Genomic DNA, 843 nt, shown 5'->3' with positions numbered 1-843 from the left:
CCTGATGGATTTCCAGAATTTCGGCCATTTGACGATCGCATCGACATATTGCTGCGCCGTATAGCGCCGCGCTGTCATGAGCGCGTGGAGCCCCGGCGTGCCGGGGTCGATGTAGATCGTTTGAATCAACCGAAGGCGTTCTGCCGGATCTGTGGTGGCCGTGATCGCATCGAACGCCCGCCAGAACCGGATGATATCGTCGTCATAGACAGCCTGCGCGGTTGGTACGGCGGCATGGGACCGCTGGGGTCGCGCCGCGCCGCTTTGCGCCGGATAAGGGGCGACGGCCGCGATGAGGCCCGTAACTGCCAGCACGAAACTGCGCATCATGCCGGTTAATCTCCTCTTCCGCTGGAGGTGGCATTCCATCTGGCGCGATCTTCGCCATCAGCGGCCAGCAACGCCGTGAGTATCGCCTGGGAGCGGCGCTGCCCGTAGCCTTGGCCATACGCACTGGAGGTAATCGCGACGACGAGGCGCCGGCTGGGCACGATGTAGATCTTGTTGCCGCCGTTGCCCGAGGCAAACGAAACCGCGATGGGCTTGCCGCCAATCGTCAAGGTCTTGGCGTACCAGAAATACCCATAGCCGTCGGCATAGGGATCGCTGTCGGCAATGGAGACCTTGGGCGCCAGCGCGTCGCGGACCCAGCGCGCACTGACAATGCGGCGGCCGTGGAATTGCCCACCTTCGCGCACCATCTCGCCGATGGTGGCCATGCCGCGCGCGGTCAGCGACAGATTGCCCTGGCCCTTGGTATAGCCTGCGCGATCGGCGGCCCATTCCCAGTGGCGAATACCGAGCGGCGCGAACAGGGCCGTGCGCGCGAAGTCCGCAAGCGTG

Annotated in this window: 1 protein-coding gene and 1 pseudogene; both read right to left on the bottom strand. The window is 64.3% G+C overall.

Features of this window, described 5'->3' with window-relative positions; genetic code table 11:
* A pseudogene (locus SAZ01S_RS24250) lies at nucleotides 1–330 on the bottom strand (hypothetical protein); the annotation flags it as partial.
* A gap of 5 nt (nucleotides 331–335) precedes the next feature.
* The coding region (locus tag SAZ01S_RS23335) for a serine hydrolase domain-containing protein (RefSeq protein WP_167693255.1) at nucleotides 336–843 on the bottom strand (508 nt) is incomplete at its 5' end.

Origin of the sequence: Sphingomonas azotifigens NBRC 15497, assembly GCF_002091475.1 — a bacterium.
GTDB lineage: Bacteria > Pseudomonadota > Alphaproteobacteria > Sphingomonadales > Sphingomonadaceae > Sphingomonas > Sphingomonas azotifigens.
This window is presented reverse-complemented; position numbering and strand designations above follow the sequence as displayed.